Source organism: Tenacibaculum finnmarkense, assembly GCF_900239185.1.
Taxonomy (GTDB): Bacteria; Bacteroidota; Bacteroidia; order Flavobacteriales; family Flavobacteriaceae; genus Polaribacter; species Polaribacter finnmarkensis.
Genome location: NZ_OENA01000097.1, coordinates 258,518 through 265,273, shown reverse-complemented (window position 1 = coordinate 265,273; position 6,756 = coordinate 258,518). Strand labels below are relative to the sequence as shown.

Annotated in this window: 4 protein-coding genes; 2 read left to right on the top strand and 2 right to left on the bottom strand. The window is 31.3% G+C overall.

What is annotated here, in order from left to right; genetic code table 11:
- Positions 1-187 precede the first annotated feature (187 nt).
- Positions 188-3,946 (top strand): cobaltochelatase subunit CobN, encoded by a 3,759-nt coding sequence (cobN, locus tag AQ1689_RS12255; protein ID WP_101956259.1) that lies wholly within the window; start codon positions 188-190, stop codon positions 3,944-3,946.
- 15 nt (positions 3,947-3,961) lie between these two features.
- Positions 3,962-4,567 (top strand): SMI1/KNR4 family protein, encoded by a 606-nt coding sequence (locus AQ1689_RS12250; protein WP_101956258.1) that lies wholly within the window; start codon positions 3,962-3,964, stop codon positions 4,565-4,567.
- Between the two features lie 288 nt (positions 4,568-4,855).
- Here the strand turns inward: AQ1689_RS12250 and sucD are convergent, their stop codons facing one another.
- Together sucD and AQ1689_RS12240 are read right to left on the bottom strand one after the other, a co-directional pair.
- Complete coding sequence (gene sucD / locus AQ1689_RS12245) at positions 4,856-5,743, bottom strand: succinate--CoA ligase subunit alpha (protein ID WP_101915559.1); 888 nt, start codon at positions 5,741-5,743, stop codon at positions 4,856-4,858.
- Positions 5,744-5,804: 61 nt separating this feature from the next.
- On the bottom strand, positions 5,805-6,731 hold the full coding sequence (locus AQ1689_RS12240; RefSeq protein ID WP_101956257.1) for a UDP-3-O-(3-hydroxymyristoyl)glucosamine N-acyltransferase: 927 nt from the start codon (positions 6,729-6,731) through the stop codon (positions 5,805-5,807).
- Positions 6,732-6,756: the final 25 nt, after the last annotated feature.

The window sequence follows — 6,756 nt, the reverse complement described above, 5'->3', positions numbered from 1 at the left end:
AGAGAAACAAGGTATTGCTGGAAAAAGACTTAAAGCTGGTTGGAATGAAGCATATCTATTAAAAGTCTTAAATATTAAAGTATGAGTTTGCCCTGACAATTAGATTGGAAAAACCCATCTGAAAAAATGATTTCCTTATTAAGGGATAATATTTAATTGTAATATATCTAACTAAAAAACTAAAAATGTGCATTTAATTTCTACCATACCAGGAGGCTGGAATCCTAACGATGAAGGAGTGTTTTACATCGATCAATCTCCAGGAGATATTGTTTTTTTATCTTCCGCAGATTCTGATTTATTTATGATGAATAACGCCTACAAATTAATACATAATTCTGTAGAAAAAACGCCTTCTTTCAGGTTTGCCAATCTTAGTTATTTTAAGCAAGAATTAACTATTGATACCTATGTTGATGAAGTAATTGCGACCGCAAAAATTGTAGTACTTAAACTTTTAGGTGGAAAAGCATATTACAATTATCTCTGTGAAGCTGTAACTGAATGTTGTGAAGAAAATAATATTCAGTTACTGTTTTTACCTGGTGATAACAAACCCGATTTAGAATTGATGCAATCGTCAAATATTCCTTTAAAAGAGGTGGATATTATTTGGAAATACATTCAATCTGGTGGTATTGAAAATTGTCAATCGGCATTGCAATTAATTAGCAATCGAATTACCGATGCAAAAGTAATTCCGAATACTATTAAAACGATTCCTGATTTATTTTTATATCATCCTAAAGAAGGTATTTATACTACTTTAAAACCCAAAAGCACCCAAAAACAAGCCATTATTTTTGGATATAGAAGCTACTATTTATCTAATAATTTAGCTCCTATTCACAGTATTATTGATGCTTTAGAATCTGAAGGAATTTCAGCTATCGCATTAATGGCGGCAGGATATCGTGAGCAAGATATTCAACAACAAATTTTTGATTTACTTAAATCACATCACATAGAAAAACCTCAAGTTATTATAAATACAACTGGTTTTAGTGTGCAAGGATTTCATGATACTACACAAAGTTTGTTTGATGTTTTTAACGTTCCTGTTATTCAGGCAATCATGGGTAGTTGTAATCGTGAAAGTTGGTTAGAAGGCGATTTTGGCTTACCTCCTACTGATATTGCTATGAATATTGCCTTGCCCGAGGTAGATGGAAAAATTATATCAAAAGTTATTTCGTTTAAAGAATCGATTGAAAAAGATGCTTTAACCGATTCGGAAGTTGTTTCTTATATTCCAAATATTGAAGGTTGTGAATTTGTTGCTAAAATGGCAAAAAATTGGATAAATCTTCAAAATAAAAATAATTCTGATAAAAAAATCGCCTTAGTTTTACCTAATTATCCGAATAAAAATAGTCGTTTAGCAAACGGTGTTGGTTTAGACACTCCACAAAGTACCTTGCAAATATTAGCAAAATTATCCGAAGAAAATTACAGCTTATCAGATGATTTTCCAACAACAACAAATCAACTTATAGATAAACTAACAAATTCTGTAACCAACGATTTAGAAACAATAAACAGCTTAAACGAACGACAAACAATTAAGTTAGATGTCGGTATTTTTTATAAATACTACAATCAATTATCTGTAGAACTTCGTGAGAAAGTAGAAAAACAATGGGGAAATCCTGAAAAATCGCCTAATTATAAAGAAGATTCTAAAAACAGTTATTTTTTAATTCCAGGATTTCTTTCTGATAATATATTTATTAGTATTCAGCCAAGTAGAGGTTATAATTTAGATTTACAAGCAAGTTATCATTCGCCCGATTTACCGCCACCGCATGCTTATTTGGCGTATTATATTTGGTTGCAACACAGCTTTAATGCTGATGCTTTAGTACATATTGGTAAACATGGAAATTTAGAATGGTTGCCTGGAAAAAGTGTCGCTTTGAGCAAAGAAACTTGTTTTCCTGCTGCAATTTTAGGAGCAATTCCTCATTTTTATCCTTTTATTATTAATGATCCTGGCGAAGGAACACAAGCCAAAAGAAGAAATCAAGCCATTATATTAGACCATTTAATTCCACCAATGACACGGGCAGAAAATTATGGCGATTTACTAAAACTAGAACTTTTAATTGATGAATTTTACGAATCGGCTTTAGTAGATAGAAAACGTGCTTCGCTAATTAAAACTAAAATTGAAAACTTAGTAAATGAAACGCATTTAAAATCAGATTTAAATCAAGATGGAAAAGATATTGATGCTTTATTAGAAGTTATTGACGGTTATTTATGTGAATTAAAAGAATCTCAAATTAGAGGTGGTTTACATATTTTAGGAAAATTACCAAGACAAGAAAAATTAGTCGATTTAATTGTTGCCTTACATCGATTGCCACAAGGAAATTTAAAAGGAATTACACAATGTTTATCCGAAGATTTACAACTTAATTTTGACCCTATAAATGTTGTTTATTCTGATGTTTTTGATAAAGATATTTTCGGAATTCATTGTCGAACTTTCGGACAAGCTGTCGAATTATTAGAAAATAAAGCCAAAAACATCGTAAATCAATTATTAAATAACAAAGAAATTGAGAATATTGGCGATTATACAACAGAAATAATCACTTATATAAAACAACATACAGTGCCTGTTTTACACAAGACAAGTAATGAAATTAGCCATTTAATTAAAGGCTTAAACGGACACTATATTCCTGCGGGAGGTTCTGGTGCGCCAACAAGAGGACGCATCGATATTTTACCTACGGGAAGAAATTTTTATTCTGTTGATGTGCGAACTGTTCCCTCTGAAACTGCGTATCAAATAGGACAAAAAAGTGCGCAAAATATTATTGATCGCTATTTACAAGAAAACGGAGAATATCCTACTTCTATCGGTTTATCGGTTTGGGGAACTTCTACCATGCGAACTAGTGGCGATGATATTGCACAAGCTTTGGCGTTAATTGGCGTAAAACCCGTTTGGCAAGGAAGTAATCGAAGAGTTAAAGATTTTAAAGTACTTTCTACTTTAGAATTAAAAAGACCTAGAGTTGATGTAATGTTGCGTATTTCTGGTTTTTTTAGAGATGCTTTTCCTGATTTAATTTCGCTGTTTAATTCGGCTATTGAAAAAGTAGCTTCTTTGGATGAAACAGCAGAACAAAATCCTATAAAAAAGCGTTTTGAACAAGAAAAAAAACAATGGCAAGAAGAAGGTTTAGATGAAAAACAAGCCAATGAAAGAGCTTTATATCGAGTTTTTGGTTCAAAACCTGGAGCTTATGGTGCAGGTTTACAAGGTTTAATTGATGGTAAAAACTGGACTACTTCGGATGATTTAGCAAACGCTTATATTAATTGGAGTGGTTACGCATATTCAGGTAAAAATAATAGTGGAAAATCGGCACATGAAACCTTTAAAAAACGATTGGCAAATATTGAAGTTGTCATGCAAAATCAAGATAATAGAGAACATGATATTTTAGATTCTGATGATTATTATCAGTTTCAAGGAGGAATGACCGCTGCCGTAAATACTATAAAAGGATCGCAACCTGAAACTTATTTTGGTGATCATTCTCGCCCTGATAATCCAAAGGTAAAATCTTTAAAAGAAGAATTATTAAAAGTATTTCGTTCTAGAGTTGTAAACCCAAAATGGATGCAAGGCATGCAAGAACATGGCTATAAAGGCGCTTTTGAAATGGCTGCTACCATGGATTATTTATTTGCTTATGATGCTACAACGAATTTAATTGAAGATTTTATGTATCAGCAGATTACAGAAAAATATTTGTTTGATGATGATAATAAAGCTTTTATCGAAGAGCATAATCCTTGGGCTTTAAAAGATATGTCGGAACGTATGTTAGAGGCAATTCAAAGAGGTTTATGGGAAAATCCATCCGAAGAAACGATAGAAGAATTAAAAGAAATTTATAAAAAATCAGATGCTATAACTGAGTAAATTGTTTTTATAAAAATGAAAAAGATAGTAAATCAATATATAATAGGACTCAAAAAGGCTTATTTTAATCATAATTCAGCTGAAACATGGTTGCATTTTGAAAAAATTAAACATGGTGCAACTATAAATAATATTAAAAAACTTAAAGAAATATATAATGATATTCCTGATACTTTTATAAATCTTTTAGAATATGTTGATGGAACATATTTTAGAACCTATACAGGCGAAGAAATTACTTTTTTTATTCTTGGATCTGATATTGAAGAGTATCCTTATTATTTATTATCTTCTAAAGAAATTATAGAAAACACAAATTTAGCTGTTAATTATTATTCAGATTATATTGAAAGAGATTTTAGTCACGTAGCAATAGATGATAAAATCATCAATAAAGCAGCTGAAGTTAAATGGCTTCACTTTTCTGATTGTGTAAATAACGGTGGAACTTCTCAATTATTTATAGACTTTAGCCCATCAGAAAAAGGAAACAAAGGACAAATAATACGTTTTTTACACGACCCTGATGAATTTAAAGTAATTGCAAATAGTTTTGAATCTTATTTAGATAAGCTAATAAATAACGAATATGATTTTATCAATGAAGAAACTATGGAATAAAAATATTTCAGAGGCTGTTTAAATTTTAACTAAAGTATTTTTTTTTAAGATATAAACGTCAGCTGAATTTATTTCAGCATCGCATAAATCAAGGAACTACGGCAAATAAGAATGCGAAACTGAAATAAATTCAGTTTGACGGATTCGATTTTTCAGCTATAAAATGTTTTTAAATGAAATTTAAAATAGGCTCTCAGCTTCATTAAAAAAAATAGCTTAAGCATAAAAATCCGTTGAATTTAAATTCAACGGATTTTTTAGATATATTGTTTACTTAGTTTTAAAAAACTATGCTAAAACATTTTTTAATACTTTTGCAACCATTTCACCAATTTTAGCTGGAGAATCTACAACGTGTACTCCATTTTCAGCTAAAATTTTCATTTTTGCTTGAGCAGTATCATCATCACCACCTACAATTGCACCTGCATGCCCCATTGTTCTACCAGCTGGTGCAGTTTGACCTGCGATAAAACCAATAACTGGCTTACGGTTACCATCTGCTTTAATCCAACGAGCAGCTTCTGCTTCTAAGTTACCACCGATTTCACCAATCATAACGATTGCTTCTGTTTCATCGTCATTCATTAATAATTCAACAGCTTCTTTTGTAGTAGTTCCAATAATTGGATCTCCACCAATACCGATTGCAGTTGTAATTCCGTATCCTTGCTTTACAACTTGATCAGCCGCTTCATACGTTAAAGTTCCTGACTTAGAAACGATTCCAACTTTTCCTTTTTTGAAGATAAAACCTGGCATAATACCAACTTTTGCTTCATCTGGAGTAATTACTCCTGGACAGTTAGGACCAACTAATCTACAATCATCTAATTGATCGATATAAGACTTTACTTTTACCATATCAGCTGTAGGAATTCCTTCAGTAATACAAATGATTACTTTAATTCCTGCTTCAGCAGATTCCATAATAGCATCAGCAGCAAATGCTGGTGGTACAAAAATAATAGAAGTATCTGCTCCTACTTTTTGTACAGCTTGGTCAACTGTATTAAAAACTGGTTTACCTATATGCTCTTGTCCTCCTTTACCTGGTGTTACACCTCCTACGACGTTTGTTCCGTAATCGATCATTTGACCAGCGTGAAAAGTACCTTCACTTCCTGTAAAACCTTGAACTATAATTTTTGAATCTTTATTTACTAAAACACTCATGGTATATTTTTATTTATTAAGCTTTACAAAAATAGTTTTTTGTAATTGATTTGTGAAACTTTTATTTCTTTTTTTGTTCTTTTAAAAAGCGTTTTATTTCTGCTAATTCTTTTAGCTTACTTCTCGATTCTGAAACGGGTGTTCCAAAATACGATTTACCGCCTTCTACCGATTTTGTAACCCCTGTTTGACCAAGTATTACAGCGCCCTTACCTATGGTAATTCCGCTGTTTGTACCTACTTGCCCCCAAATAGTTACCTCATCTTCAATAATAACACACCCTGCAATTCCTGTTTGCGATGCGATTAAACATTTTTTACCAATAACAGTATCGTGACCAACATGTACTTGGTTATCTATTTTTGTTCCTGCGCCAATAGTGGTATTTCCTGTAACTCCTTTATCAATAGTACAAGAAGCTCCTAAATCGACATTATCTTTTATAACTACTTTTCCGCCTGATAACAATTTATCAAAACCTTCTGCTCTATTTTTATAATAAAAAGCATCCGCTCCTAAAACAGTATTTGCATGAATGGTAACATTATTACCGATAATCGTATTGCTATAAATAGTTACATTCGGATGAATCAAACAATTTTTACCGATAAGAACATCATCGCCTATAAAAACATTTGGTTGAATAATAGTATTTTCTCCTATAATAGCACTTTCAGAAATACATTCTTTCGATGCTATAAACGGATTAAAATGTTTGGTTATTTTATTAAAATCAGCAAACGGATCATCGGAAATTAATAATGTTTTTCCTACTGGGCAATCCACTTTTTTATTAATTAAAACGGTAGTTGCTGCCGATTTTAATGCCTTTTCATAATATTTAGGATGATCAACAAAAACAATATCACCATCTTCTACTACATGAATTTCATTAACTCCTTTTATAGGGAAGTTTTCATCTCCCACAAATTCTACTTCTAATAAAGTAGCTATTTGCTTTAAAGTTTGTATATTTTTAAATTTCATTCTAAAAAAGAAATTCCCACCGAAG